Here is a 25,424-nt window from a genome sequence, read left to right on the forward strand (position 1 = left end):
AAATACGGATTACAAAATTGGCAATACGCTTTTATACTTCGATTTTATAAATACCGGTCATCCCCAAAAACCATCATTAAAACAGACAGCGCATGGCAATTATTAAGACACTTTTAGATAAAACTCCACAAATTGGTGAAGGAACTTTTCTGGCTGAAACGGCCACAGTAATTGGCGACGTGACTATGGGCCGCGAATGTAGTGTGTGGTACAACGCCGTGATCCGCGGTGACGTACATTTCATCACGCTTGGGAACAAGGTAAACGTGCAGGATAACGCAATGCTTCACTGCACCTTTGAAAAATATCCTTTGGTGATCGGGAATAACGTTTCGATCGGACATAACGCCATCGTGCACGGCTGTACAATAAAAGACAATGTATTGATCGGCATGGGCGCCATCGTAATGGACGATTGCACCGTTGAAAGCAATTCGATTGTAGGCGCAGGTTCGGTTGTAACACAGGGAACGCACATCAAATCCGGAGAAGTTTGGGGCGGAATTCCGGCGCGGAAAATCAAAGATATCTCAGCGGAACTCCTCGAAGGTGAGGTGAACAGAATCGCCAACAACTATGTCAAATATTCCGGTTGGTACAAAGATTAATTACTGCACTTCGGCAACTTCACTGATCAGCACCGCCTTTCCGTCAACACATTTTATTCCGGCGGGCGGCATCACCATCCGGCAGTCAGACATCAGCTGATATTTCGTGTTAAATGTCGATTGCTTCCGGTTAAACAGATTGATCTTTTCTAAGATTTCCTTTTCCAGTGCGAGCGGATACGCAATATACGAACTCGGACCACCGCAGGGTTTAGCACCGATCGCTGCAAATTTCCATTCAGACGCGTCGCTGCAGGTTTTCGAAGTGGCGAGTGTTTCAATTTCTTTGAGCATCAAACTCAGTTCTTCACGGTCCTGCTGCTGAATCAGATTATTGTCCGGTTTCAGCGAAATGTCCTTCGGCAGGTTTGCAGTGTCTGCATTTTGCCTCGATTTGCAGGCGGTAAAAGTAAGTGCGGAAGCTAAAATTAAGATGGCAGTCTTCGTCATGATGATATTTTTAAACCAAACCCTGCAAAAATATTACCTTTTCCTAAAATTAGGGTACTAAGATTATTTTTAAATATTTCATAGCCCGTCAAAAATTCAGTCTTCAATCAGCTTTTGCGGCTATTTTCCTTAAATTTGACCGATGAACGAATCGCTGTTTAGTTTAGCCGAACACACCCACCGCAGTATCTTCCTCACGGGGAAGGCGGGCACAGGAAAAACCACTTTCCTGAACCAGTTTGTGGCTAAAACCCGAAAAAAATTCATCGTGGTAGCACCCACCGGAATCGCAGCGATCAATGCCGGTGGAGTGACCATACACTCGATGTTTGGGCTGCCTTTACGCACATTTCTACCTACTACAGAACGCATAGATACCGATACTGCAAACAACATTGCCGATCTGATGCATCATTTCCGCTACCGGAAAGACAAGCTGAAACTGCTGCGCGAAATAGAAATCATCATAATCGATGAAGTCTCGATGCTGCGCGCGGATGTTCTTGATATGATGGATTTTTCACTACGGCATGTGAGGCGGAATCAACAGAAATTCGGTGGCGTGCAGATGCTGTTTATCGGCGATCTTTATCAGCTTCCGCCTGTGGTACGCGACGAGCATATTTTAAAGCAATATTATAATTCACCGTTTTTCTTCGACAGTTACGCGCTGAAGGAACTTCCGCTGATTACACTGGAACTCACTACAGTTTATCGCCAGAAGGATGAAAAATTCCTGGAGATCCTGAATGAAATCCGTGACGGTGAGATTCGCGATATCGATTTTGAAACGCTGAATGCGAGATATATTCCCGATTTTGAGCCAAAAGACGAAGCCTACGTGTATCTGACCTCGCATAACCGAATGGCGGATGACATCAACCTAAAGAAACTGGCGGCGCTTCCGGGGAAATCTCATTTTTATAAAGCGGAGATTATTGGTGATTTTAATGAAAACCAGTATCCTAATGATGAAGTTCTTGAACTTAAAGTCGGTGCGCAAATCATGTTCATCCGCAATGACGCGAGCGGAGAGCGGCGCTATTTCAATGGAAAACTGGCTGAAGTTGTCGGTCTTTCAGAAAAGGAAATCTCGGTGATCATCGATGGTGATGATGAGATATTTAAACTTAAAAAAGAGAACTGGGACCAGAAAAGATACTCGCTGGGTGAAGACAAAAGCGTAAAGGAGGAAGTTCTTGGCAGTTTCTCACAGTTTCCGGTGCGGCTCGCCTGGGCGGTCACCATCCACAAATCTCAGGGACTTACTTTTGACCGCCTGATTATCGATGCCGGAAAATCTTTTGCTTCCGGGCAGGTGTATGTGGCACTTTCACGTTGCCGGACGTTGGAAGGCATTGTTTTAAAGTCGAAAATCACGCCTGAAGTTATTTATTCAGACCGCAGGGTTTCGAAATTTCAGGATGAAACGCATGCGAATTCGAAAATTGAGGAAATATTAAATGCTGAAAAGTACGATTACAGCATCCAGAAAATCATCAGCAAACTCGAATGTTCGTGGATCGCGCCTACGATTGACGTCTGGTTTCAGAACGCGAAACAGGCAAAACTCACGGATAAGGATAAAGTGGTTTTTCTGCATCAGACACTCCGGCCGGAAGCTGAAAATTACCGCAAAGTCTTTGAAAAATTCCGCCGTGTCATCCAGCAGATGACGCATAGCTTCATCGAGGGAAAAACGACCTGGGACGAGATAGAAACAAAAGCGAAAGGTGCGGTAAACTTTTTTTTCACCAATGTAAATTCAAAGATATTCTCGCTGCTGAAGGAATTCTATGCCGAAACCAAAGGCGTAAAAGGTCTGAAACAGTACAACGAAGATTTTCGGGTGTTCCTTGATGACCTCGAAGATTACCTGAACGACCTTAAGAAAGTGCATCTGCTGGAGAAACCACTGTTTGATTCTAAAAATGAGGAAATCATAACGACTAAGATTGCGAAAATTCCGTCGCATATCCTTACGTTTCAGCTTTTTGAAGAAGGTAAATCGATACCCGAAATCGCGCGCGAACGCGGACTGGTGCCCGAAACCATTTACGGACATCTGGCGAAGTTCGCGGAAAGAGGTTTGCTAGACCTGAAGCGGATTTTCGACAAAGACAAAATCAAAACATTTGAAAAGGAATTCAAAAAAGACGACACCCATGAAACCTTAAGTGCCTGGAAACAGGTGCTGCCAAAAGATTTTGAGTTTAATGAAATCCGTGTTCTGCTCAATCACTATACTTTCGTGAAAGAAAGCAAGACGAAATAGTTTAAATATTTAAACTTAACGGCTACTTTTTCTGGTGGTTCTGGAACTTCTTGATCAAAGTGTAAAATACCAAAAAGCCGAGCACAAATACCATCATCCTCGAAATCAGGTCGCCGGCGCGGGTGTAAAACGTGGTATGGTCATACAGATTCACTTTCGCATAAAGAGTGGTTTTGTCGCCGTAAAGTGTATCTGCCATGATGTTCCCTCGCGCATCAATGTGCGCGGAGATTCCACTGTTTGCTGAACGCGCGATCTCCCGTCTCGTCTCTATCGCCCGAAGTTTGGCATATGCCAGCAGCTGTTTGTGGCCCTGTGTAACGCCCCACCACGAGTCGTTCGTCATGATGGCGAGAAAGTTCGCTCCTTTATTAACGTACTCAGTAACGAATTCCCCGTAGATACTCTCATAGCAAATGATCGGTGCGAGTTTGCCCGCGTTGTACGGATTCGTAAAAACTTTGCGTTCATCATCCACCCCGAGGGACGCTACCGTACCGCCGAGGTCTATCATTGCATCGCCTAAGACCGGTTTCAGCACGTTGATGTAAGGGAAGATTTCAACGCCGGGAACCAACTTGCCTTTGTGATAAACTTCCACGTTGTGGTTCGGTATGATCTGCACGGCAGAATTGTAGCTGTCAACAAACGACCCTGAGGAAGTTTGATAAGCCGTGGAAGACTTTTCATTTTCGTCGCGGTAAAAGCGGTGAGATGAGATTCCGGTCGCGAATACTGATTTGGGATGTTTGCCTAAAAACTCTTTCACTGAATTCAGAAGCGTACTGTGTTCAAAGCCTGTTTCGGAAATAGAGCCGAACCCCGGCAGCGAGGTTTCAGGTCCGATGTAATAATCAATCTGGCCGGTCGAATTTTGTTCTGCAAGCGTCAGCAGGTCATTGAGTATAGTAAGGCTGTCTTTTGAATATTTTTCGGTGTATGGATCAAGCTCGGGCTGCAGCATTAACACACTGACAGAACCGGTCGGTTTTAAGTCAAAATTTTCATATTTAACCACTGAAATCAGCATTGGTAACGCGATTCCGGCTAAGATTACTGCAGAATTGATGATCAAAGACCTGCGTTTTCGTGCGGCTTCCCAAATTCTTACCGTATAAAAGATATAGACGTTTACGAGCAGAATCCAGAAACTTCCGCCGGTGGCGCCCAGGGTGTCATACCATTGGATGAGTTTCGGGTAATCTGCAAACGCGTTTCCAAGGTTTAGCCACGGCCAGGTAAGTTCCCAACTTAAATGGAATTTTTCCCAGCACATCCAGATCGCTACGAAGAACACGAGCCCGAAATAGGTTCCCTGCGCCTTCTTGTACCAGTGATAAAGTTGGAATACAAGCGCGTAAAACAGCGAATTAAACACCACTGGCAAAACCACCGCCGCGACAGAATGTGTGCCGTCCGGGTTCTTTGAGCCAAATAGCCAGCCTGTAGTGACGATGTTCCAGATGATGAAACACAGGTAGGCGAGACCAAAAACCGACCAACTTTTGTTTTTTAATTTCGAGAATTTGGTGATGTCGTGCTCCATCATGAGTAGCGGGACCAGTGCGAAAAAAAGAAAGAACGGAACGCCGTACGTAGGCCACGAGACGCTGAGTAAAACCGCCGAAAGCAGTGAAAGTATGATATATTTCATTGAATTTTTTAAAATTGAGCCGTGTGGAAGGTCGCCAGGACGGTCCTTACAAATTTAAGCAAATAAAAAAATGTAAGTGCTCAGGAGACAATACTATTCAAAGCGTTTTTCGAACTCCAAGCTTACGCCGTGCATTTCGCCCGGCATGGGCGGATTGGTCTTGGTGATTTTACATTTAATGTGGCTCACAGACGCGAATGTTTTAGCGATCCTTTCCATGATTCTGCCTGCCACATGTTCCATGAGTTCTGAGGGAATCTTCATCTCCTCGTGGATGAGGGTGTTGATTTCAGCGTAATTCACCGTATCACTGAGGTTATCGGTTTGCGTGGCTTTCCAAAGATCTGCAGAGATTTCGGCGTTTACCAGATAGTAAGTTCCGAGTATTTTCTCTTCGGGCAGCACGCCGTGGTAAGCATAGATCTTTATGTCTTCCAGGAGAATTTTTGAGGTCATCTTTAATGAATTTAGTTTAAATTAAAGCTTTATTTCAGGATCTTAATGGTTTGGAAAAGGAACAGTATCTAATCATTTAAATAAAGCATTGCATGCCCGTAATAAAACATAAGTATCTTTTACCTAAAACATGCGGGTCTTTTGGTAAAAACATACGGACGTTCTTCAAAAAACGTCCGTGTCTTTTTATGTAAGCTGTCTTCCCTTAAGTTTAAATGATAAAGGTACGCACATCCGTAGAGTATTATCTTTGCGCGAAAGCTTGCTATTTGATCATTTTGCTCATATCGAGCATCGCCTCGATGGGTTTCAGCGCGCGCAGACGAAGGTCTTCATCCATCGTGATTTCCGGAAGTTCATATTTCATGCAGAGATAGAGCTTTTCCATGGTATTTCGCTTCATGTAGAAACATTCAGAACAGTTGCAGCTCTCATCAAACACAAGCGCCGGAATGAGTTGCTTGTGAGGTGCGCGCTTGCGCATCTCGTGCAAAATTCCTTCTTCTGTAGCCACGATGAAAACGGTTGCCTCGTCTTTTTCGACATAATTGAGCAAAGCCGACGTAGAACCTACGAAGTGTGCGAGATCGAGGACCGCAGACTCGCTTTCAGGATGCGCGATGAGTTTAGCCTCCGGAACTGACGCCATTTGCTGCGCGATCCTTTCCATAGAAAACGCTTCGTGTACGATGCAGCTGCCATCCCAGAAGATCATGTCGCGACCGGTCTTCTTCGCCAGATAACGGCCGAGGTTTTTATCTGGAGCGAATATGATGGGTCTGTCTTTCGGTAAAGATTCTATGATGGTTTCTGCGTTGGAACTCGTCACGATTATATCCGATTCTGCTTTGGTTTCCGCGTTACAGTTGATGTACGTGGCGATGATGGCGTTTGGATGTTTAGCTCGCATGGCACGCAAACCTTCGCCGCTGCAGCCGTCGGCCAGGGAACATCCGGCCTGCGTATCAGGCAAAACTACCTTTTTTGTAGGGTTGAGAATTTTAGCGGCTTCGGCCATGAAGTGCACACCACAGAAGGCGATCATGTCAGCATCCGTATCTTTGGCCTGTCTCGCGAGCTGCAGCGAATCACCGAGAAAGTCTGCGATGTCCTGAATAGCGGGTGGCTGATAGTAGTGTGCGAGGATGACCGCGTTTTTTTCTTTTTTGAGGTCGAGGATGGCCTGCACCAGTTCTTCGCCCTGGGGAATGATGAGGTCGTCTATTTTTAAGAATCCTCTTACCGGAAGGTTTGATTTTGCTTTATCTAATGTCTCTGTGCTCATCTGCTGAAATATTGTGGGTTTGGATGGATAAATTTATAATTAAAATTCTGAATGAACTTTTCTGCGGAGATTATTCGGGCGCTCTTTCCGGTATTACCGCTGGGAATGTTCAGAATTTGGGCAATCGTAGGATGCTTTGGAGCTACTATGTTAAAAGTTTCCGCCTGCACATCTGACAGTAAAACCAAATGGACAGCATGCACGATATCTTCGTAGTGGATGTGGTTCACGGCTTTGTCCGGATCACTGGGTGCGCGGTTTTTGAAAAAGTTCGAAAGATTCCGTTCATCGCCCATCAGTCCGGCCAGACGGAGAATGTTGGTTTGCGGAAATTTCACCCGCACGGTTTCTTCCGAAAGTGCGAGATCGGCACGCAGACCGTCGGTATTATCTTCTGTGAATGTACCGATTGTCTGCGGATAAATTCCGGAAGAGCTGAAGAAAATGGTTTTAGGAAAATTGAGATCAAGCTGTCGGAAAGCTGCGTGCCAGTTGTCTTTCGCAGCCGGCATGCTGAATATTGCCGCATCACAATCATTTAAAAAAGTAAAATCTGTCGTTTTCCCGAATTCAAGGAGGTGTGCTTCTGCACCGCTTGCTGAAATCGGTTTAAGCTTTTCAGGCGAAGTGGTGGTTGCGATCACCTGCAGTCCCTGTTTTACGAGGTATGCTGCAAGCCGCTCACCCAGCCAGCCGCAGCCAACTACCGCCGCTTTCATGACGCTAAGAAGTTTTCGATCAGTGTTTTTATTTCGGTTTTGGCGGCATCCAGGTCATCGTTGATGACGGTTTTGTCAAATTCAGCCTGAAATTCAAGTTCCTCTTCTGCCTTTGCCACGCGCGTCCGAATGGTTTCGGCATCATCTGTAGCGCGCGAAGTGAGCCTCCGCTCCAATTCAGCGACAGACGGCGGCATGATGAAAATCGAAAGTGCTTTTTCGCCGAAATATTTCTTCAGGGAAATTCCGCCCTTTACATCGACATCGAAAATTACAACGCTGCCGCGGTTCCAGATATCTGCAACTTCAGATTTCAGTGTGCCGTAATACTTGTCGGTATAGACTTCCTCAAATTCCACAAACGCCTCTTCAGCAATCTTCGTGCGGAATTGTTCGGGCGTTAGGAAATGGTAGTCTATACCATCGGTTTCGCTTCCACGCGGCACGCGGGTAGTGCACGAAACCGAGAAAGCCAGTTGTGGAAAGGTTTCAAGGCAATATTTTACAAGTGTGGTTTTTCCGCTGCCGGAAGGAGCTGAAAATATGATGACTTTATTCATTGCGGGATGATGGATAGTGGGTGATGAACGGGTGTTGGAACTACTTTAAACTTTTTCCTGGCTCTTGACTCTTGGCTCTTGCTTCTTACAAAACGTTCAGTGTCTGTTCTTTGATCTTTTCGAGGTCGTCTTTCATCATCACGACGAGTTTCTGTATCTCAGCGTGGTTGGCTTTGGAACCTAATGTATTGATTTCCCGACCCATCTCCTGCGAGATAAAACCGAGTTTCTTGCCGTTGTAATCTTCATTTTTCATCACGTCGGTGTAATATTTCAGGTGCTGCGCAAGCCGGACCTTCTCTTCAGAAATATCAAGCTTCTCAGTATAGTAGGCCATTTCCTGATAGAATCGTGTCTCATCGATCTGCGCAAACTCCTTGAGCGTGTTTTGGCACCGTTCTTTCACTGCTTCGAGGCGCACACCTTCATAAGGCACCACCATTGAAAGATAGGTTTCGATATTGTGGATGTTGCGTTTAAGTTCTTCATGCAGAATGTCGCCTTCGGTTTTTCTGAAAGCCTCGAATTTCTGCAAAGCTTCCTTTACAAGACCGGCGAGGAAATTCCACTCCGCTTCGCTGAGGTCGTCCTGTTTTGCGGCCACCGCGTCGGGCATTCTCACGGCCATTTTCAGGTATTCAAAGTCGGGTCCGTCCGCTGCTACTTTTTTCAGTTCGGTGATATAGGCACTGATCAGATTGTGGTTAATGCTCACTTCGCCGCCTTCCTGCAGGTTTTCGAGATTGATGTAGCAATCTACTTTACCGCGCAGGATACCGTCGTTCAGTATCTTTCGGATTTCAAATTCTTTTTCCTTATACCGAACAGGCATTTTAATGTTGAGATCGAGTGATTTGCTGTTGAGAGATTTAAGGTCAATGGTAATCTTTTTACCTTCAAAAACACCTTCACTTCTGCCGAAACCGGTCATGGATAGAATCATGCGTATATTTTATGCTGCAAAGATAGGGATTTCAGGAGCTATTTTTAATATTTCAGGCGATTGCCTGCCGCTTTTTAGGTCCTTTAATATTTAAATTTAAGTATAAAAGGTGCAGATTTTAAACTGATCCGAATTAAAGTCGGAGATCACAGATTATCCGGAATATATTAAGGCTTACGCTCAAGTTTACGCGCTCCGAAAAGATTATTTTATATATTTGCAAGTCTATATTTTAAAGATTTAAAAATATGCTTAAATCGCTTTTCCACTGGAAAGTACTTCTGAATATTCTGTTGGCCGCCGCAGTTTTCACCGGTCTGGTCTGGCTGACTTTCCGCTGGTTAGAGTTGCATACCAATCACGGTAAGGAAATTCCTGTTCCGAATGTGATGAACAAGTCGGTGCATGATGCAATCCGCATCCTCGATGATTCCGGACTTGATTATGAAGTAGACAGTTTTAAATTTGATCCTAAATTCCGGCCTTTTCAGGTGCTGCAGATTTATCCTGCACCGGGCTCACGCGTAAAGGACGGCCGTACCATTATCTTGAAAGTAAACCCACGGACCTGGGCACAGGTTTCAGTTCCCGATATCTTAGACCGTTACAAAGGTCTTGCCTTCCGCCAGCTAGAACAGGTTGGGCTCAAAGTCGGCGACACCATCTACGAACCGAGCATTCAGCGCGATGCGATCTTACGGATGACTTACAACGGAACTGCGCTGAAGCCGGGGACTTTGCTGCCGCGTTTTTCCACAATCGGAGTGGTGATCGGTGCCGGCCCGAAACGGAACATCACGGTGCCAAACCTGGTCGGTCTCACGGTACAGGAAGCTAAAGCTGTTATTGCACAGAATTTATTTGAGGTTGGGCTTGTAGAAAGTGAAGACGGCAAACAGGACGAGTCTGATATCGTGTATTATCAGGATCCCGCGGCCTTTGATGTACGAGACCAGGGTATGCAGATTGATATTTGGTCGAGTAAGAAAACACCGGCTGAAATGGGCGCGAAAATCTCACAGCTCAATTCCATTTACCGCATCAGGCTGGAGGAGGTTCCGCCAATGCCGAATTATGATGATGGGCCGGTTTACACAGAGCCTGCTCCGCGCGCAGAACCGCGACAGGAGGCACCAAAAACGGAAACTCCAAGAACTGAGGCTCCGAAAACCGAAACGCCAAAACCTGCAACTAAAACGGATGCATCAAAACCAGCTGCATCCAAAACTACCGCAGACCCAAAACCTAAAACACAGACAACCACAACGCCTGCGAAAACCGAGGAAAAACCCAAGGCGCGAAAAGTTGTTGTAGAATAAGTTTTATTTAAAAACAAAATACCTGAGCTTCAGCCTGCCTGAAGCTTTTTTTATCCAATGACCGATCCAGACGAAGATTTTTTAGATGAAGACCTGCTGAATGCAGATTCTGCTGACACGGAAGCTGCGGAACTCTTTGAGCATCTGAATATCACGGTTGACGGCAACCAGCAGCCGCTTCGCATCGACAAGTTTCTGCATATTTTCAGGCAAAATTCTACGCGCAACAAGATCTCGCAGACTTGCCGGGCCGGAAATGTAGTGGTGAACGGTAAAGCCGTGAAGCAGAATTATCGCGTAAAACCCGGCGACCAAATTTCGGTTTTGCTTAGCCGTCCGCCACGTGAAAATGTCATCATTCCACAAGATATTCCGATAAATATCGTTTACGAAGATGATGACCTGGTGGTTGTAGATAAAGATCCGGGCATGGTGGTGCACCCCGGACACGGAAACTGGGACGGCACATTGGTGAACGCTTTGGCTTATCATTTTGAGAAAAACGGTGCTAAATCCGATCTCGACAGGGTAGGTTTGGTACACCGCATTGATAAAGATACTTCCGGGCTGCTGGTGATTGCAAAGACAGAATATGCATTAAGTTTCCTCGCGAAACAGTTCTTCGACCGCAAAACGCGCCGCTTATACTGGGCATTTGTGTGGGGGAATATGGCAGATGATGAAGGTACGATCACCGGAAATATCGGGCGTCACCCCAAAAACCGCCTGCAGATGTCTGTTTATGAGGACGGCAGTGCCGGAAAGCATGCGGTGACGCATTATAAAGTCATTGAACGTTTTAAATACATGACCTGGGTAGAATGTAAGCTCGAAACCGGCCGGACTCACCAGATACGTGCGCATTTTAAACATATTGGGCATACCCTTTTCAATGATGAAAGATACGAGGGTGAACAGATTTTGAAAGGCGTGAACCTTCCGAAATACCGGCAGTTCATCAAAAATGTTTTCGAAGTATTGCCGAGGCATGCACTGCATGCGCATACACTGGGGTTTATACATCCCACGACAAAGGAGGAAATGTACTTCGAGAGCCCAATGCCAGAGGATATGTCCGCGGCGGTGGAAAAATGGCGTAACTATCTTGAAAACAATTGAGTAAAAAGTTGGTATATTTGCAAAAATTTTGATTTGACCCACACTATGAGGAAATTTGGAGCCTTATTTTTTATATTTATCTGTATCAATTTCTTCAAAAGTCAGGAGACACTGCCGTTCTATCAGCAGTATCTGATGGACGGAGACTTTCTTTTCAACCCTGCGCAGTACGGGAAAACTGACGATGTTGTTCTTAATCTAAACTATCAGAAACAGTTTGCAAGCTTTGACCAGTCACCGAACGTGCAGTCTATCGGGCTTCATGCCAATGTTTTTGACAGGGTGGGTGCGGGCTTAACTTTTTTCCGCGACCAGAACGGTCCGGTTTCATCAAACGGAATCACCGGCGGTGCTTCCTATTTTATCCCGATTGACGATGACGGCGAGCGCAAGAGCCAGTTTTCGTTCGGTACTTCTGTAAGTTTGTACAACATGAACATTGACCTCGCGATGCTGAATCCTCAGGATCCGGGCGACCCGACACTTTCTGCCGATAACAGCAGTATTTTCCTGGCATACGCTAACCTGGGTATGGCTGCAACTTACCGGAATCTTTTTGGAAGCGTATCCGTAAACGACATTGCGATCACAAATGATATCCCCATTGTAAACGGTATAGAGCCTGAACCCACAAAATATATCTTCACACTTGGCTACGATTATTACCTGGCCGAAGGCTTTGCCTTAAGTCCGTCTGTGATGATGAACCTGAATACCAATTCAGCGCGGATCATGGATTTTAACCTGATGGCGACGGTTGGCGATGAAGACACCACGTTTTCCGGCGGAGCAAGTTTCCGCACGGCCAAGAACAAATTCGGCAGCCAAAATCTGGGTATTTCACCGATTATCCGCGCGAAAGTGAATAATTTTACATTTGGAGCCAGTTATAATTTCGGCCTGTCTGATGTACAGCAGTACGCGGGGAGCAGTTTTATGCTGAGTGTAGGATACAATCTCGAAAACTTCATCAATCAGCGCGGTTTCAGGTATTGATAAGGGGGAGAAGAGTAAAGAGACAAGAGCCAGGAGTCAAGAGCCGAGAACCAGGAGCCAAGAGTCAACAGCCAAGAACCAGGAGCCAAGAGCCAAGAGCCAATCCAACCTAAAGAATTCACAATCAAAAATCAGCACTTTCTAAGTCATGCTGTATATCCACATTCCGTTCTGCAAGCAGAAATGCAGCTACTGCAACTTCCATTTTTCCACTTCGTTGAAATACAAAGGCGAAATGTTGGCGGCTATAAAGAAGGAGATTGGTCTGCGCAGTCATGAACTTCAGAACAAAGAACTGAAATCGCTTTATTTCGGTGGCGGAACGCCGTCTGTTCTGGAAGTTGACGAGCTTAAAATGCTTATCGATGAGGTTTTAAAATATTTCACCTTTGCGCCAGATATCGAAATTACACTTGAAGCAAATCCCGATGATCTTAATTCGGCTTTTCTTAAAGAGCTGCGAGCAAGCGAAATCAACCGGCTTTCCATCGGAACCCAAAGTTTTTTCGATGACGATCTGGTCTTGATGAACCGTGCGCATTCTGCTGCGGAAGCTGAAAGCTCAATCAAGCGTGCACAAGATTCCGGCTTCGAAAATTTAAGTATTGACCTGATTTACGGTTCACCCACTTCCGATTTTTCGCTATGGAAAGAAAGTTTGAATAAAGCCGTGGCGCTTGATGTGCCGCATATTTCAGCTTACGCATTGACCGTGGAACCGAAAACTGCGCTCAACCAATGGATCGCGCAGAACAAAATTCAGCCGCCAAAAGAAAGCGAACAGACCGAGGATTTCTACTACATGTCAGATTTTCTGAAGTTGCACGGTTTTCAGCATTATGAGATTTCAAACTTTGCCAAACCGCGCTTTGAGTCACGGCACAACACGGCGTATTGGCAATACCGCGAGTATCTTGGCCTCGGGCCCTCGGCGCATTCCTACGACGGACGCAGCGAAAGAAGCTGGAATGTGGCCAATAATCAGAAGTATATAAATGCATTAAACCAAAATATTTTAGCAAAAGAAACCGAATTTCTGTCCGAAAAAGACCGTTTCAATGAGATGCTCATGATCGGTTTGCGGACGGCGAAAGGCGTTGATCTTTCGGTTTTAAATCAAAGTTTTAGTGCTGAGATCCAAAACCATTTAGACAAAGAAACTTCAGGGAAACTTCAGCGCGGAACGCTTGTCATTGAAAATGGATTCCTGAAGATCCCGGAAGTGCACTGGTTCCTGGCAGACGGCATTGCGGCAGATCTTTTTTACCTCGGCGGAGACTAAAACTCCGTATGCAGAGACCCGCGAATGGCCCGCGCGTTTACAAATTCCGTATTTTTGCACAAACTTCAGGCAGTTGAAAAAGAAAAAACAGGATTTCAGCCATCTTTCGGCCACGCAGCCGATCGGTATTTTTGATTCGGGCGTGGGCGGACTTACCGTTGCACGCGAGATCAAGAAACTTTTGCCCCACGAAAATCTTATCTATTTCGGTGATACCAAGCATTTGCCGTACGGCGAAAAATCGCGCGAGGCCATCGTGGGATATTCCACCAAAATTGCGCGGTTCCTGCTCGAAAAAAACTGCAAAGCGATTGTGATCGCTTGTAATTCTGCGACGGCAAATGCGCTGAAAGAAGTGCTCGATGAAGTGGCCGACCACGTTCCGGTGATCGACGTCATCAATCCTGTAGCCGAAAAAGTGGCCTACGAAATTCACAATAATGTAGGCGTTATCGCGACGAAAGCTACGGTAAGTTCGGGTCTTTACCGGAAATCAATCCGCAAGCACAACCGTTTTATCAAAGTGGACGAACTTGCCACGCCACTGCTCGTGCCGGCGATTGAAGAAGGTTTTAAAAATCATCCAATCACGCACTCGATAGTTTATAATTATTTAAGCAACAGTAAATTAAAGAATATTGAAACGCTAATTTTGGGCTGTACCCATTATCCGCTGCTCATTGACGAGATCCGTCAGTACTATGGCAACCGCGTGCGTGTAATCGATTCGCCCGGTATCGTGACCAATCAGCTTAAAATGATCCTTGATCAGCACGGATTGCTCAATTCTAAAAATCCGGAGCCTACGTACGAATTCTACCTTTCTGACCTGACGAAAACCTTTGAGAAAATCTCCAAGAAATTCTTCGGCAACAGCATCCAGTTGCAACTGAAGACACTTTAGTTAATTGTTAGTGGTTGATGGTTGATGGTTGACGGTTGATGGTTGATGGTGAATTATTAAGGGTTGATGGTTAAGTTTTCCCCCGCAGTTTCCTCAGTTGCTTCCATGTTGGCGGAATAGAACGAGAAGCTCACATTACCGTATTTGCGTGTATCGAGCAGGTTGGGATGTTCAAATTTCTGGCGGCTCTGGTGTTCGAGGATGAAGATTCCGCCCGGTTTTACGTAGGCGTTATTCAGCACCCAATCGATAAGTTCCGCATATTTTTTTGCATCGGTATCGAAGGGCGGATCCGCCATTACAATGTCATAAGATTTTCTGCCACGGTTTTTTTTCAGATAATCGAAAACGTCGCCACGCTGCACGTTTACCTGCAAAGCCATTTCAAGATCTGCGGCGGTAGTGCTGATGAAGGCCGCATGTTTGGCATTCAGTTCCACTGAGGTGACGTCCTGGCAGCCACGCGAGGCAAATTCAAGCGAAACGGAACCGATGCCTGCGAAAAGATCGAGTACGGAACTCGCGGTCATATCGATATTAAAACGGTTTTCAATGATGCTGAAGAGCGCTTCCTTCGCGAAATCTGTTGTAGGACGCACATTGAAGTTCTTCGGGGCTGATATTCTTTTGGACTTCCATCGTCCAGATATGATTCTGTACATGTTTTGTGTGGGGTGTAGGGTGAGGGGTGTTGGGTGTTGGGAGTTGAGTGTGGGGTGTGAGGTGAGGGGTGTTAGGTGTGGGTGTAGGGTGACAGATGTGATGCTGCTACTGATTTATAATATTATAATTTATTTTTAAAAGCGATCACGTGGTTGATGAGTCTGTATGATTCGCTGTATATTTCGCTAAAAGTTTCTTCCGGTATGTACTTTCTGTTTTTAGCTTTATACAGGCAAGTAACCACTTCTGCGATTGACCTAATTGAATAACTAAGAAATCTTTTAAATTCGGGATTGCTCTGCAGAATGCTTCCTTCCGCGATATTGAGTGCAATGGAATCTGCTGCGCGTCGTATCTGCGAAGTGAGATTCAATTTTTCTTCAGCCGGGAAATTAGCGGAGACATTAAAAATAGTTTCGCCAAAGGTCATTGAATTCTGCCAGATTATCAGTTTTTCAAATTTAAAACTCATCGGTATTTATTTTAGTTCAATATCCCGGTTCATCCGTCATCCAACATCCAACATCCATCATCCCGCCATCACAAAATTCTTCTTGGGCACATTATCAAAAACGATCTTTATTTTCTTTACGAATTTTCGGAGTTCTGATATAAAAGTTTCATTTTCGGTGGTTTCGCCGTAAACAAAAAACGAGGTTTCAGCGATTCCAAATTCAATTTTACTTAAAGTGAACATGATGAAATAAAGAAAATCAACTTCCGAATTGACATCAAGGTTGTTGTACAGGATGACTTTTTTATGGTCAAGTGCTACAAATTCACACTGGTTATGGTAGAGATTGATGTGAATCTCTTTCTGGTTGCGCGCCTGGAGGCTGTTCAGAAACTTTTCGCCTGAAAAATTGAAAGTGGCCGGGATGTTAAGCCCTTTTATCATTGAATAAATCGCTTTAGGCATCGTATAATAGAACTGCACGCCAAACTTTTTATTCACCGAAAGCATCAGTTCTTCCTCATCACGGTTGACCGGCGCATTAAAGGCAATCAGGTCATAGCCCAGTTCATGTTCGGCAAATCCACCCGGCATCAGCGTAAAATGGTTAAGTGCAGAAATCACCGAGATCTGACTGAACTTTTTAGTTTCTAAGAGTGTTTTGAGTGTTTCCTGAACTGAATTCTGCCCGGCGGCATCCTCAGCGTAAAAACCATGTTCCTCCAGAACGGTTTTGTTTTTCAGAATCTGGTACTGCAAACCGTCTTTGATGAATAGCAGCGAAAGTTTTTGCATAATATTGAGGTCTGCGCAAATTTAATAAAAAAATAACAGCCTCTTTTGGCGACGTATGACGGGAATCACACGTAAGGGATTTCAGAAGTTGTAATTTTGAACAAATTCAGGACACATGAAAAAGTTAATTTATTTAATGATGATTCTGCTGGGCATCGGTCTCCAGGCGCAACAGACCCAACAGAAAGTGCAGGTAGTGGAAGCTTCGTGCGGGCAGTGCCAGTTCCACATGAAAGATAAAAAAGGTTGCGATCTGGCAGTTCGCATTGACGGGAAGACGTACTGGGTGGAAGGCAGTGGCATCGATGATCACGGCGATGCGCATGGCGGGATGGGTTTTTGCAATGCGGTCCGGAAAGCCGAAGTGAGCGGGAAAGTGAAAGGGAAGAAATTTGTGGCGACGTCATTTAAACTGTTGCCGGAAGGAAAATAGATTTTTGCCTTTAATGGGATATACTATGCCGCCGCGATGCGGCTTTCTTACGTTGTAGCCAGTGAATATTCCGGCAATCCGTATTTCAATATTGCCACATTACCAAATTATCAAATGCCCACATACTCTAATTCTCTAATTCTCAAATTCTCAAATTCTCAAATTCTCAAATTCTCAAATTTTCAAATTCTCAAATTTCAAAGCCTCACCTAAACCTCACCATCACACTGCCGGTCTGGTGATAGAAAAAGTCGTGGTCTTCGAAATCGATGCCAGTCTGGCCGCGCAGGTATTCGAATACCATATTCTGCAACACACCGTCACCGATACCGTGGATGATCTCGAGTTTCTTTAACCGGTTGCGCCGGCAGTAAGCCATCGCCTCTTCCAGTTTTTCCTTTTGAATGAGCAGCCGCTCAAACGCGTTGTGCTCGGCAGGGTTTGAAACTAAGTTTTCGAAATGGAGATCCAGCATTTTATGCGTTTGCTGATGTTTCTTTGATCTTTTAAGCGTCGGTTCGGCTTTTTTAATGACCGGCTTTCCTTCGTAGAGCGACGGGTTCCGGATCACCAGTTTGTTTTTAGGATATTCATGGATAAAACCGTGCGCATCACGAAACGTAACCGTTTCCCCTTTCACGCCCGTGACTGTTCCTTTTATATCATCATCAATCAGTGAAATTCTGTCACCCGGTTTCATTTTAAATGCTTTTGGGCAAATTTAAATATTTTTAAAGGTTTCAGGCGCTTCAGAATTGCCGCTTTAAATCAAATGTAGCGGTTCAGGAGTTTACCGTTCCACTCTTTGCGATTGCCTGCCACCGGAATAAATTCCGTAAATTTGAAATTAACTATAAAAGATTAAAAAAAGACAAGTATGGATCCAATATTCGGCCTGATAGAGCAGGAAAGACAAAGACAAACCCACGGACTCGAATTGATCGCTTCAGAAAATTTCGTGTCAGACAATGTGATGAAAGCCATGGGCAGCGTGCTCACCAACAAATACGCGGAAGGATATCCGGGCCGCCGCTATTATGGAGGTTGCGAAGTGGTGGACGAAGTGGAAACACTCGCCATTGACCGTGCGAAAGAACTGTTTGGTGCGTCGTATGCGAATGTTCAGCCGCATTCAGGGTCACAGGCCAATGCCGCGGTTTATCTGTCGGTGCTGAAACCAGGTGATAAGATCCTGGGTCTGGACCTTTCTATGGGCGGACACCTGACGCATGGTTCAGCCGTGAATTTCTCAGGAATCCAGTATGAAGCGCATTTTTACGGCGTGGACCGTGAAAGTGGTCTGATCGATTATGAAGCGATGCGCCAGAAAGCGCTTGAAGTGAAGCCAAAGATGCTGATCGCGGGTTATTCGGCTTATTCCAGAGATATTGATTTTAAAAAGTTCCGTGAAGTGGCCGATGAGGTGGGCGCTACGCTTTGGGCCGATATTGCGCACCCGGCCGGACTGATTGCAAAAGGACTTTTAAGTTCGCCATTCGAGCATTGCCATATCGTGACCACCACCACGCACAAAACTTTACGCGGACCGCGTGGAGGACTGATCATGATGGGTAAAGATTTTGAAAATACCTACGGACACAAAACACCAAAAGGTGAGACCAAGATGATGAGCGCGGTGCTCGACAGCGCCGTTTTCCCGGGAATTCAGGGCGGACCGCTCGAACACGTAATCGCTGCGAAAGCGGTTGCATTCGCCGAAGCCATCGATCCAAAATTTGAAACCTACGCTAAACAGGTCATCGCGAACGCGCGGGCACTTGCAAAAGCCATGATGGGCCATGGTTTCGACATTGTGAGCGGCGGTACCGACAATCATCTTATGCTGGTTGACCTTAGAAATAAAAATGTAAACGGCAAAGAAACCGAAAAAGCACTCGTAAAAGCCGACATTACGTGTAACAAAAACATGGTGCCGTTTGATGATAAATCCGCCTTCACCACGTCGGGAATCCGTTTGGGTACGGCTGCCATCACCACGCGTGGCCTGAAAGAAAACGATATGGAAACCATTGCGGGGCTGATCAACGATGTGGTTACGAACATCAAAGACGAATCGGTGGTTGCGAATGTTCGTAAGCAGGTGAATGAGCTGATGGATTCACGGCCGCTGTTTGGGTTTTAAGTAGAGCCAAGAGTCAAGAGCCAAGAGCCAAGAATCAAGAGCCAAGAGTCAAGAGTCAAGAGCCAAGAGCCAAGAGCCAAGAGCGGAGACATGTGGGACACCAAATCTATAGTCGAAACCTGACTTCGGAGATTTTTGCGTTAAAAAATTATAGATAAGTTGCGTTAAAAAATTACCACTGTTTGAGTGGCGGCAATAGGGTGAATACACAAAAAACCATTTAGTTCCCGCCCGAGTTTTGGGAATTTTAGGATTTAATACGGATTTTTAGCCTAGAGTTTCCAGGTCTTGATTTTTTCATTCTTTTGCATCAAGGCAAAAGAACTATAAAACATAAAGTCCTTTATGGAACAGAAAAAATCCTATACTTTCCCCGAAATCAAACAGAAGATGGCAGCGTACTGCAGTTATCAGGACCGCTGTCACCAGGAAGTGGAGCAGAAGATGCGCGATTTCCTGCTGATTCCGGAGGCGAAAGACGAGATTTTGCTGTACCTGATGAGGGAGAATTATCTCAATGAGGAAAGATTCACGCGCAGCTACATCCGGGGAAAATTTTATATTAAAAGTTGGGGCCGGAACAAGATCCGGCAGCACCTTAAGTTCAAAGGCGTGCCTGAAAAGCTGATCAACCAATGTTTTGACGAGATCGATGACTCTGATTATGATAAGACGCTGCGTAAGATCTATGAGAACTATTATTCGCGACAATCGGGGAAAGAATACCAGAAAAAATCAAAGACCGTGAAGTACCTGTTGGGGCGCGGGTTTGAGTATGAAGAAATTAATAAAATTTCCGTTGGAGAAGACGAATAAGTGGCGTCGAATGGTGCCTGTTGAGTTTATGGTTTAGGGATGAGGGGTTTAGGTGAGAAATTATGCGCGAAAGCAGCGGAGCCTACAAGGAGTTAAATTTTCTTATTTAAAAATGACTTAATCACTGGTTTTCAGTATCTTTGTTAACCTATTTCAGCGCTTCCAGATTAACTGTGAAGGAAACGGGCTGAAGATCCTCCAAATCCTCTCTTTGGAATGTTCCCGTTCCATACAAATCCAACAATACAGCATTATTTCTGCATTGAATCTCCATTAAATTATTGGAGGGATTTTGCACTTATATTGGACTTATATTGGATTTAGGTAAGAGATGGCTGGTTGCCTGAAGCAATGCACAGTGTGACCAGTCGTAGAAATACTAGACGGATTTCTGTCAATACCGGATCCGGGCTATACCAAAAATATTAAACCATGGGCATTATACACCATAGCAGTGTGCTTCCAATACCGCCTGTTTGTCTGCCAGGTTTTAATCCGTTACTTTGACTTTAATTCATCAGATGCTGTCTTGATGCAGTAATCTGCCTTCTATTTATGGGCGCAAACTGAAAAAACAGTTATGCAAACCAGGTGTAGAGACTCCGTTAAATTTGCGCAAGTCTGTTTTCAATTCCGGATGATGAAAATCATAGCCGCGAAAAGGCGCACTGCATGTGGAATATGCTTACTTCCTATTTTGGTAACATTAAGTTAATGCGTAATCTGTTGCGAACCTCACAAACAAACAGTACTTTTGGAACAAATATTTATTAAATGGTGAAAAATCTATTCTCTATTTCCCTGATTGACTGTCTGCCCGTCTGCGGCTCATCCTCTTAAGCACCTGTCGTGCTGATCAATTTTACAATTTAAATATCCCTTTCGGGCTGCGTTTCTGCAGCTCCGGACTGTGTATTTGTACTGTATAAAACCTTGAAATATTAAAAACCAAACAAAGATTATGAACAAAAAGAGACTTTTTATTTTTAAACAGGCCTTAGCGCTGTTTATGGTGCTCTGCTCCGTGTGGGGGTGGGGGCAAACCTTCACGCAAGTAACAGATCTGGCGGGACTAACAACTGGAGAATACCTAATTGTTGGAGATGGTACAAACGATGGTTTGATGATTAATACCACCAGTTCAGGACCAATTATTAATTATTCAGCAATTTCGAATCCGGGAGCCAGCATAACCTCAGGCTTTACGAATGATAATATTTTTACGATTACTGTGACAGGTACAACAAGTAAGACTATTACCATCTATAATGCTTCCGTGGGATATGTTTCATGGGGAAATACCGGAACCGGAACAGGTAATCATGCAGGATTTTATAATTCAGCACCTACCAATAAAGAAGAGTGGTCCGCAACTGTTGCTACCAGCCTATGGACCTTGGCAAACGTGGCTACACCCGGGAGAATGTTTCAATGGAACCCCGGAACCCCTCGCTTTGCTGCATATACGAGTGCGCAAACAAAATTAAAATTATATAAAAAGGAAGCAAGTTTACCTTGCGACCCAGGCACACTCACCGCAGGAACAACGACCGCAAGTTCCACAGAAGTTGCTTCCGGTGGTTCTACCAATCTTTCATTAACAGGTGCTTCCACAGGTTCAGGGCTTTCTTACCAATGGCAAAGTTCATCGAATGGAAGCAACTGGACTGATATCAGCGGCGCGACGAATGCAACGTACAGCGCTACAAATATTACCACTCCTACCTATTACAGAGCAGCAGTGACATGTGGTACAACTACGGTTGAATCCGAACCAGTTATTATTACTGTTACATACTGTACGCCTACATACTCAAGTGGCGGAACGAATGATAAAATCACTAATGTAACACTAGGAACATTAAATAATTCTGCATCCGGAGCTACATCAGCACCTTATTATACTTTTTACAATACCGTAACTATTCCCGATATTACTCAGTCTCAGACAGCAAGTGTTTCTGTTACATTTGGAAGTGATACCAAGCAGTATGGGGCGGTTTGGATAGATTTTAATCAGAATAATATCTTTGAAGCTTCAGAGGGGGCAGTTTCCCCTAATGCTGGTGCGAACGGAACCTATATATTTAATATTGCTGTACCATCAGGTGCAATATTAGGAAATACCCGAATGAGAATTCGTGGTGGCGATGATTCAGCACTGACCACTGGTGACGCATGTACTACAAAAACGTACGGTGAGACCGAAGATTACATTGTAAACATTGTGGCACAAAAACCTACGGTCACTGCCGATGCAGGTTCATTAACTGTATTCACCTACGTGGAAGGAGCTGGTCCTTCTGCGGAACAGAGTTTCACAGTAACCGGCGTGAACTTGACCACAACTATTACAGCGATTGCACCCACGAACTGGGAAGTTTCATCTACTTCAGGTACAGGCTTCGGTACAACTGCAGCTCTGCCTGCTGCAGGCGGAAAAATCTACACAAGACTGGTTGAAGGATTGCCCGCAAGTACTTCTTATTCCGGCAGTATTTCCCTTGCAAGCACCGGTGCCACCACAGTGAATGTACCCGTATCCGGTTCCGTCACAGCAAATACACCTAACCTAGTTCTGTCGGGAACTCCCCTGAATCTAGGCAGTTCCTGTCCGGGAACAGCAGCAAATACCGTAACTTATACCATCACCAACAACGGTGGGGGAGCAGCCTCCAATGTGGAGGTCACTTCCAGTGATCCACAGTTTGTGGTTTCTAATTTATCATCGACCTCAATTGCAGCAGGCGACACGGCTACGATTGATGTAACCTTTACCCCTAATGCTGCGGGCGCGCAAAATGCGACCATCACCGTATCCAGTACCGGCAGCAACAGCCCTACGCTCGCCCTTACGGGGACGGGAAATGAAACTGCAAACCCTGTGGTGACCACTCAGGCTGCATCAGCCGTAGGTGATACCGGTGCCACACTGAACGGCGACGTGACCTCTTTGGGAAGCTGTTTGGCGTCCGTTTTAACAGAAAAAGGTTTTGTATACGGAACCGCATTATCACCAGAACTGAACGGCGGCACCTTTAACGCAGTGGGTACGGTAACTGTCGCAGCCTACAATCTGGCGCTCACCACCCTGATGCCTGCCACACAGTACTACTATAAATCCTATGTGAAAGACGCTAGTGGCCAATACGTTTACGGAGCTGAAAAAACCTTCACCACCTTTCTGAACGCGCCTGTGGCTACAGCCGCCACCAATGTGACGCCAGTTGGATTTACGGCCAACTGGAACGCAGTGAATGGTGCGGAATCGTATGTACTGGAAGTATATGAAGAAACCGGTGCGCCAATGACAGACCTTATTATTTCTGAGTATGTGGAAGGTTCATCCAATAATAAATATATTGAAATCTATAATGGTACCGGAGCAAGTATTGATCTTTCTAACTATAGATTAAGATCGTTTGCAAATGGCGCTTCTGACGCCGGCCAAGATATTCAATTGAGTGGAACATTGTCTAATGGTACAACTGCCGTATTCAAGAACAGTGCTGCAAATTTAAGTCTTCCCGTAGGAGTAACAGCAACTAACAATGCTGCAATGAATTTTAACGGCAATGATGCAGTAGCTTTGTACAAGGTTTCCAGTTCAGCCTATGTGGATATTTTTGGTGTAATTGGTAAAGATCCAGGTACTGCGTGGACTGGTGCAGGAGGATATACAACCCTGGATAAAACTTTACGAAGAAAAGCAACAGTGGCGAGCGGCGTTACAGTTAATCCTACCGCATTTACTACACTTACAACTGAATGGGATTTATTTAATATTGATACAGTGACTGGCTTAGGTTCTCACACAGCCAACACAATTGCGCAAGCCTTAGTATCTACCCAAAATGTTGGGAATGTTTTAACCTTCAATGTTACAGGTCTTAATCCAAACACAAATTACACCTACAACGTAAAAGCCGTAAACGGTTCAGTAACATCAGCAGCAAGCAATAGCATCGAGGTGACGACCTTAGGTATTCCAACCTGGAGCGGCACCGCATGGTCCAACACCACCGGTCCGGATGCTACAACACCTGCGATTATCGACGGCGATTATGAAGGTCCTGCAATCACCGCGCAATCGTTAACCGTAAATGCAGGTAAAACGCTTACCGTTACTGATTTTGTTTCGGCAGGCAACGTCACCAACAACGGAAATATCCTGGTGGCGGACGGAGCCAACTTTGTGCAGACCGGTACATTCACGGCGGGTGCAGGGTCTTCATTCAAAGTGAGAAAAGACACCAAACCGGTGAAGCGCCTTGCGTATATCAACTGGAGCAGCCCAATGGCAGTTTCAACCCAGACGCTGAAAGATTTCTCTTACGGCAAGAATCCAGACGGAAGCAATCAGTCGGCTACCGGAACCGTGGATAACCGTTTCTTTACGTACAACAATAACACGTTCGTAAGTATATCGCCGACGACCACATTCGAGGCCGGCGCAGGTTATCAGATCCGTACGCCGAACGATTTCACGACGACACCTCAGGTTTTCCACGGACAGTTTGAAGGTACAACGCCAAATACGGGTGCGATCAGCGTACATCACAACGGTATTATCACGGGCGACTATGTGCTGCTGGGCAACCCGTATCCTTCTGCCATTTCAATCAGTGATTTCCTAACCCACAATCCCGGGACTCAGGAAACCTTCTATATCTGGAACAGTGGAGCCGAAATGATTGATAATGCATACGGTGGAGGGAATTACAATACGTACGCGCCGAATACCGGTTCAGTGCCGGCAGGTTCAATCAACGGTTATATTCCGGTGGGTCAGGGCTTCTTTATAAAACGCGGAGCGGCCATAGCACCATTTGTATTTACTAACGCGATGCGTCAGACCATGGAAGACGGTGTCTTCAGCAAGGCAGCCACCGCCGATAAATTCTGGCTGGAGCTTACCGCGCCTTCCGGCTCAAAACCTCAGATGCTGATCGGCTTCAATGCTGCGGCAACCGCAGGATATGATGCCGGATTTGATGCGGCTTTGTTCGGCACCAATGCAGATGCGCTCTATTCAGAAGTGAACGGTACCAAACTCGTTATCGATGCACACGGGACTTTCTCTTCAAATGATACATTTGCCTTAAAGGCTGATCTCAGCGCAGCCGGAAACTACAGCATCGGCATTTTGAAGTCCGAAGGAGTATTTGCCAGCGGCCAGCAGATCTGGCTGAAAGACCAGCTTACCGGAACAACGACTTTGATTTCGGAGCAGCCGTATGCGTTCAGTGCAGATGCCGGAACCCTGGCTAACCGTTTCACACTGCAATTCAAGCCGGGTGGTGCATTGGCAACTGACAGCGCTGTCAAGTCTGACATCAGCATTTACAGTGCAGATTCAGAGGTTCATGCAAAGTCATCAGAGAACATCACGTCACTCCATGTCTATGATATGAGCGGCCGAATGATCGCAAAAGCACCGGCAGCACAGAAAGAAATCGTGCTGAATGTGGCGTACAAAGGTGTGGTGCTCGTAAAAGCGCAGCTTGCGAACGGAACCGTTAAAACAACTAAACTAATGCTTAAATAAAA

The 25,424-nt window shown here is 45.4% G+C and carries 22 protein-coding genes; 11 read left to right on the forward strand and 11 right to left on the reverse strand.

The window, feature by feature from the left end; all coding sequences use genetic code 11:
* Positions 1 to 92 precede the first annotated feature (92 nt).
* Complete coding sequence (locus QEP06_RS08585; RefSeq protein ID WP_285269879.1) at positions 93 to 608, forward strand: gamma carbonic anhydrase family protein; 516 nt, start codon at positions 93 to 95, stop codon at positions 606 to 608.
* Here QEP06_RS08585 and QEP06_RS08590 read toward each other — a convergent pair whose 3' ends face one another.
* Positions 609 to 1,058 (reverse strand): hypothetical protein, encoded by a 450-nt coding sequence (locus QEP06_RS08590; protein ID WP_285269880.1) that lies wholly within the window; start codon positions 1,056 to 1,058, stop codon positions 609 to 611.
* Between the two features lie 142 nt (positions 1,059 to 1,200).
* Here QEP06_RS08590 and QEP06_RS08595 point away from each other — a divergent pair, with 142 nt between their 5' ends.
* The gene (locus tag QEP06_RS08595) at positions 1,201 to 3,333 is read left to right on the forward strand and encodes a helix-turn-helix domain-containing protein (RefSeq protein WP_285269881.1); all 2,133 of its coding nucleotides are present in this window, start codon (positions 1,201 to 1,203) and stop codon (positions 3,331 to 3,333) included.
* 22 nt (positions 3,334 to 3,355) lie between these two features.
* Here QEP06_RS08595 and lnt read toward each other — a convergent pair whose 3' ends face one another.
* The 6 genes from lnt to QEP06_RS08625 form a co-directional block, all read right to left on the reverse strand.
* The gene (gene lnt / locus QEP06_RS08600; protein ID WP_285269882.1) at positions 3,356 to 4,987 is read right to left on the reverse strand and encodes an apolipoprotein N-acyltransferase; all 1,632 of its coding nucleotides are present in this window, start codon (positions 4,985 to 4,987) and stop codon (positions 3,356 to 3,358) included.
* Between the two features lie 93 nt (positions 4,988 to 5,080).
* Positions 5,081 to 5,443 (reverse strand): dihydroneopterin aldolase, encoded by a 363-nt coding sequence (folB, locus tag QEP06_RS08605; protein WP_285269883.1) that lies wholly within the window; start codon positions 5,441 to 5,443, stop codon positions 5,081 to 5,083.
* A 265-nt stretch (positions 5,444 to 5,708) separates the two neighbouring features.
* The gene (gene nadA, locus QEP06_RS08610) at positions 5,709 to 6,728 is read right to left on the reverse strand and encodes a quinolinate synthase NadA (RefSeq protein WP_285269884.1); all 1,020 of its coding nucleotides are present in this window, start codon (positions 6,726 to 6,728) and stop codon (positions 5,709 to 5,711) included.
* Entirely contained in the window at positions 6,725 to 7,447 is a 723-nt protein-coding gene (locus QEP06_RS08615) for an NAD(P)-binding domain-containing protein (RefSeq protein WP_285269885.1), read from the reverse strand. The genes nadA and QEP06_RS08615 overlap by 4 nt, the downstream gene beginning before the upstream one ends.
* Positions 7,444 to 8,007: a guanylate kinase gene (gene gmk, locus QEP06_RS08620; RefSeq protein WP_285269886.1), complete on the reverse strand. Its 564-nt coding sequence runs from the start codon at positions 8,005 to 8,007 to the stop codon at positions 7,444 to 7,446. Before gmk ends, QEP06_RS08615 begins: the two co-directional genes overlap by 4 nt.
* An 85-nt stretch (positions 8,008 to 8,092) precedes the next feature.
* Entirely contained in the window at positions 8,093 to 8,950 is an 858-nt protein-coding gene (locus tag QEP06_RS08625) for a YicC/YloC family endoribonuclease (protein WP_285269887.1), read from the reverse strand.
* Positions 8,951 to 9,198: 248 nt separating this feature from the next.
* On the opposite strand from QEP06_RS08625, the gene QEP06_RS08630 reads away from it, so the two are divergent.
* From QEP06_RS08630 to murI, 5 genes are all read left to right on the forward strand, one after another.
* Positions 9,199 to 10,269 carry a PASTA domain-containing protein gene (locus QEP06_RS08630; RefSeq protein ID WP_285269888.1) on the forward strand — a complete coding sequence of 357 codons (1,071 nt, stop codon included), beginning with the start codon at positions 9,199 to 9,201 and terminating at the stop codon, positions 10,267 to 10,269.
* A 57-nt stretch (positions 10,270 to 10,326) separates the two neighbouring features.
* Positions 10,327 to 11,388 (forward strand): RluA family pseudouridine synthase, encoded by a 1,062-nt coding sequence (locus tag QEP06_RS08635; RefSeq protein WP_285269889.1) that lies wholly within the window; start codon positions 10,327 to 10,329, stop codon positions 11,386 to 11,388.
* 45 nt (positions 11,389 to 11,433) lie between these two features.
* On the forward strand, positions 11,434 to 12,384 hold the full coding sequence (locus tag QEP06_RS08640) for a PorP/SprF family type IX secretion system membrane protein (RefSeq protein ID WP_285269890.1): 951 nt from the start codon (positions 11,434 to 11,436) through the stop codon (positions 12,382 to 12,384).
* A gap of 148 nt (positions 12,385 to 12,532) precedes the next feature.
* Positions 12,533 to 13,666, forward strand: a complete 1,134-nt coding sequence (gene hemW / locus QEP06_RS08645; RefSeq protein ID WP_285269891.1) for a radical SAM family heme chaperone HemW — start codon at positions 12,533 to 12,535, stop codon at positions 13,664 to 13,666.
* 73 nt (positions 13,667 to 13,739) lie between these two features.
* A complete protein-coding gene (murI, locus tag QEP06_RS08650; protein ID WP_285269892.1) occupies positions 13,740 to 14,570 on the forward strand; it encodes a glutamate racemase in 831 nt (276 codons plus the stop codon).
* A 56-nt stretch (positions 14,571 to 14,626) separates the two neighbouring features.
* On the opposite strand, the gene QEP06_RS08655 is transcribed toward murI, so the two are convergent.
* The 3 genes from QEP06_RS08655 to QEP06_RS08665 all read right to left on the reverse strand — a co-directional run bounded on the left by QEP06_RS08655 (position 14,627) and on the right by QEP06_RS08665 (position 16,482).
* The gene (locus QEP06_RS08655) at positions 14,627 to 15,232 is read right to left on the reverse strand and encodes an RsmD family RNA methyltransferase (protein WP_285269893.1); all 606 of its coding nucleotides are present in this window, start codon (positions 15,230 to 15,232) and stop codon (positions 14,627 to 14,629) included.
* Between the two features lie 122 nt (positions 15,233 to 15,354).
* On the reverse strand, positions 15,355 to 15,705 hold the full coding sequence (locus tag QEP06_RS08660; RefSeq protein ID WP_285269894.1) for a four helix bundle protein: 351 nt from the start codon (positions 15,703 to 15,705) through the stop codon (positions 15,355 to 15,357).
* A 57-nt stretch (positions 15,706 to 15,762) separates the two neighbouring features.
* Complete coding sequence (locus QEP06_RS08665) at positions 15,763 to 16,482, reverse strand: DUF3822 family protein (RefSeq protein WP_285269895.1); 720 nt, start codon at positions 16,480 to 16,482, stop codon at positions 15,763 to 15,765.
* Positions 16,483 to 16,597: 115 nt separating this feature from the next.
* Between QEP06_RS08665 and QEP06_RS08670 the strand changes: the two genes are divergently transcribed.
* Positions 16,598 to 16,915, forward strand: coding sequence for a DUF6370 family protein (locus QEP06_RS08670; protein ID WP_285269896.1), 318 nt, complete (start codon positions 16,598 to 16,600; stop codon positions 16,913 to 16,915).
* A 205-nt stretch (positions 16,916 to 17,120) separates the two neighbouring features.
* On the opposite strand, the gene QEP06_RS08675 is transcribed toward QEP06_RS08670, so the two are convergent.
* Complete coding sequence (locus tag QEP06_RS08675; RefSeq protein ID WP_285269897.1) at positions 17,121 to 17,615, reverse strand: Smr/MutS family protein; 495 nt, start codon at positions 17,613 to 17,615, stop codon at positions 17,121 to 17,123.
* 177 nt (positions 17,616 to 17,792) lie between these two features.
* On the opposite strand from QEP06_RS08675, the gene glyA reads away from it, so the two are divergent.
* From glyA to QEP06_RS08690, 3 genes are all read left to right on the forward strand, one after another.
* Complete coding sequence (gene glyA / locus QEP06_RS08680) at positions 17,793 to 19,058, forward strand: serine hydroxymethyltransferase (protein ID WP_285269898.1); 1,266 nt, start codon at positions 17,793 to 17,795, stop codon at positions 19,056 to 19,058.
* Between the two features lie 345 nt (positions 19,059 to 19,403).
* Positions 19,404 to 19,874, forward strand: coding sequence for a regulatory protein RecX (locus QEP06_RS08685; RefSeq protein WP_285269899.1), 471 nt, complete (start codon positions 19,404 to 19,406; stop codon positions 19,872 to 19,874).
* Positions 19,875 to 20,835: 961 nt separating this feature from the next.
* On the forward strand, positions 20,836 to 25,422 hold the full coding sequence (locus tag QEP06_RS08690) for a GEVED domain-containing protein (RefSeq protein ID WP_285269900.1): 4,587 nt from the start codon (positions 20,836 to 20,838) through the stop codon (positions 25,420 to 25,422).
* Positions 25,423 to 25,424 lie beyond the last annotated feature (2 nt).

It is taken from the genome of Kaistella rhinocerotis, from assembly GCF_030243905.1.
GTDB lineage: Bacteria > Bacteroidota > Bacteroidia > Flavobacteriales > Weeksellaceae > Kaistella > Kaistella rhinocerotis.

Bases quoted from the DNA above. Each gene is read 5' to 3' on its own strand.
- QEP06_RS08585 (WP_285269879.1), top strand. From the start codon at position 93: ATGGCAATTATTAAGACACTTTTAGATAAAACTCCACAAATTGGTGAA.
- QEP06_RS08590 (WP_285269880.1), bottom strand. From the start codon at position 1,058: ATGACGAAGACTGCCATCTTAATTTTAGCTTCCGCACTTACTTTTACC.
- QEP06_RS08595 (WP_285269881.1), top strand. From the start codon at position 1,201: ATGAACGAATCGCTGTTTAGTTTAGCCGAACACACCCACCGCAGTATC.
- lnt (WP_285269882.1), bottom strand. From the start codon at position 4,987: ATGAAATATATCATACTTTCACTGCTTTCGGCGGTTTTACTCAGCGTC.
- folB (WP_285269883.1), bottom strand. From the start codon at position 5,443: ATGACCTCAAAAATTCTCCTGGAAGACATAAAGATCTATGCTTACCAC.
- nadA (WP_285269884.1), bottom strand. From the start codon at position 6,728: ATGAGCACAGAGACATTAGATAAAGCAAAATCAAACCTTCCGGTAAGA.
- QEP06_RS08615 (WP_285269885.1), bottom strand. From the start codon at position 7,447: ATGAAAGCGGCGGTAGTTGGCTGCGGCTGGCTGGGTGAGCGGCTTGCA.
- gmk (WP_285269886.1), bottom strand. From the start codon at position 8,007: ATGAATAAAGTCATCATATTTTCAGCTCCTTCCGGCAGCGGAAAAACC.
- QEP06_RS08625 (WP_285269887.1), bottom strand. From the start codon at position 8,950: ATGATTCTATCCATGACCGGTTTCGGCAGAAGTGAAGGTGTTTTTGAA.
- QEP06_RS08630 (WP_285269888.1), top strand. From the start codon at position 9,199: ATGCTTAAATCGCTTTTCCACTGGAAAGTACTTCTGAATATTCTGTTG.
- QEP06_RS08635 (WP_285269889.1), top strand. From the start codon at position 10,327: ATGACCGATCCAGACGAAGATTTTTTAGATGAAGACCTGCTGAATGCA.
- QEP06_RS08640 (WP_285269890.1), top strand. From the start codon at position 11,434: ATGAGGAAATTTGGAGCCTTATTTTTTATATTTATCTGTATCAATTTC.
- hemW (WP_285269891.1), top strand. From the start codon at position 12,533: ATGCTGTATATCCACATTCCGTTCTGCAAGCAGAAATGCAGCTACTGC.
- QEP06_RS08655 (WP_285269893.1), bottom strand. From the start codon at position 15,232: ATGTACAGAATCATATCTGGACGATGGAAGTCCAAAAGAATATCAGCC.
- QEP06_RS08660 (WP_285269894.1), bottom strand. From the start codon at position 15,705: ATGAGTTTTAAATTTGAAAAACTGATAATCTGGCAGAATTCAATGACC.
- QEP06_RS08665 (WP_285269895.1), bottom strand. From the start codon at position 16,482: ATGCAAAAACTTTCGCTGCTATTCATCAAAGACGGTTTGCAGTACCAG.
- QEP06_RS08670 (WP_285269896.1), top strand. From the start codon at position 16,598: ATGAAAAAGTTAATTTATTTAATGATGATTCTGCTGGGCATCGGTCTC.
- QEP06_RS08675 (WP_285269897.1), bottom strand. From the start codon at position 17,615: ATGAAACCGGGTGACAGAATTTCACTGATTGATGATGATATAAAAGGA.
- glyA (WP_285269898.1), top strand. From the start codon at position 17,793: ATGGATCCAATATTCGGCCTGATAGAGCAGGAAAGACAAAGACAAACC.
- QEP06_RS08685 (WP_285269899.1), top strand. From the start codon at position 19,404: ATGGAACAGAAAAAATCCTATACTTTCCCCGAAATCAAACAGAAGATG.
- QEP06_RS08690 (WP_285269900.1), top strand. From the start codon at position 20,836: ATGAACAAAAAGAGACTTTTTATTTTTAAACAGGCCTTAGCGCTGTTT.